General features: G+C 59.4%; 1 pseudogene. It reads left to right on the top strand.

Annotation, left to right across the window (positions count from 1 at the left end):
• Window positions 1–374: 374 nt before the first annotated feature.
• Window positions 375–1,781, top strand: a pseudogene (locus tag NKH17_RS33265) (ISNCY family transposase); the annotation flags it as partial.
• Window positions 1,782–2,037 lie beyond the last annotated feature (256 nt).

Genomic DNA, 2,037 nt, shown 5'->3' with positions numbered 1-2,037 from the left:
GACACATTCTCCACGGCGATCTCCTGTTGAGTGAGTGGTTCGATGCAGCCTCACCCTGACAGAGCGCCGGCCGCTGTTCACTCCTCATGGGATCTAAAGCCGACGGAGATCTACTGGATCGCCCCCGATCGGGCTGCGCAACCCCGACCAGCTGACGCCCGATCGGGCGCTCAGATCTGCGCTAGGCCGGGCCGCATCGACGTGGATGCGACATTTCTACTTTGCTGAGAGCGCGACATTCGAACTTGGTTGCAACAGGGGCTGTAGCAGCTAAGTTAAAATGTCCGGATCTGGCAAAGTAGGAATGTCGCTCCTGCCTTGCCAATCTGCCCGCGTTCGAGAGCGTGGGAGATTGCAGATTGGGACTGGTTCTGATGAGCGAACGCGAACTGCGGCGTATCGAGGTTCTGTCGAAGATTGTTGAGCGGCGAATGACAAGCGTTGCGGCGGCAAACCTGCTCGATGTTTCTGTTCGTCAGGTCCAGCGTCTGTTGAAGACGTTCCAAGCGGATGGTGCTGCGGCTCTCCGGCACAAGGCGCGTGGCCGGCGTTCCAACAATCGCATTGTCGATGGTGTTCGCGACTTCGTGCTGGAGCTGATCCGCGAACACTACATCGACTTCGGTCCAACGCTTGCCCGCGAGAAGCTGATCGAACGGCATCAGCTCGCGGTCAGCAAGGAGACGCTGCGCAAGTGGATGACAGAAGCTGGAATCTGGACGTCGCGCCGTGAACGCAAGCAGCGGCTGCATCAGCCCCGCGGGCGACGAGACTGCCTGGGCGAGATGGTGCAGATCGACGGCTCGCATCACTGGTGGTTCGAGAACCGCGGTCCCAAATGCGCCCTGCTCGTCTTCATCGACGATGCGACCGGCAAGCTGCTTCATCTGCGCTTTGCTGGCTCCGAGAACACGTTCGACTACTTTCATGCGGCAAAGGCGTATCTGCGGGAATGGGGCAAGCCGCTTGCGTTTTATAGCGACAAGCATGGGGTCTTCCGAGCGACCCATGATTCCGAGAAGGATAGAAGCACCGGCCTGACGCAGTTCGGCCGTGCGCTCTACGAGCTCAACATCGATATCATCTGTGCCAACACCCCACAGGCCAAGGGTCGCGTCGAGCGCGCCAACCAGACGCTCCAGGACCGGCTTGTGAAGGAACTGCGCCTGCGCGACATCAGCACGATCGAAGCTGCCAATGCCTATGCGCCCGAGTTCATGGCGGACTTCAACGCACGCTTCGGCAAGGAACCCCGCAATCCGAAGAACATGCACCGGCCCCTCGCCGAGCATGAGAATCTGGACGGCGCCATGTGCCGAAAGGAGGTTCGCACGCTGTCTCAGGCTTTGACGCTGCGCTACGACAAGGTGCTGTTCATTCTCAATCCGACCGATACCGCGAAGCGGCTTGCCCGCAAAAAGGTCGTTGTCTGCGACTATCCCGACGGTCGCCTCGAGGTCATGCACGACGGCATCGCCCTACCCTACAGAACCTTCGACAAGCTGCGTTCAGTTCACAGATCAGAGATCGTCGAGAACAAGCGACTTGATGCTGCCCTGGACCTGGTCGCCCAGATGCAGGCTGGCCGGGAGCTTCATCGCAGCCAGCGCGGGCCGCGGCGCACCGGACAGACGAACCACATGTTCGGCATTCCCGATGGCAGCCAGAGCAATGGCTATGTGAAGCGTGGCCGCAAGCCCGGCAAGAAGGCGGATTTCACAAAGGACCCTGCAGTCGTCGTGCGGTGTGAGCAGGCATTTGCCAGAACGCCCGCAGCCAAGGTCGAGAGCCAGGCCGTCAAAGTCGATCTGACACTCACAGAAAGCGATAGGCATCGTATTGCGGATGTGCTCGCAGTGCTGGACGAGTTTCCAATCAACCGGAAGGCTCAACCGACAACGGAAGCCGGCTTTTAGCTCGAAGAGGGCCACGCGGCTCTCAAAGCTCACATGAGGAGTGATGCGTCAAGGCAAGTTCATTTGTCCATGGCGAAACCTTTCAGGGTGCTTCATCGGTATCCAAAGTCTGAGCCATTTC

It is taken from the genome of Mesorhizobium sp. M1334 (assembly GCF_040317995.1).
GTDB lineage: Bacteria > Pseudomonadota > Alphaproteobacteria > Rhizobiales > Rhizobiaceae > Mesorhizobium.
This window is presented reverse-complemented; position numbering and strand designations above follow the sequence as displayed.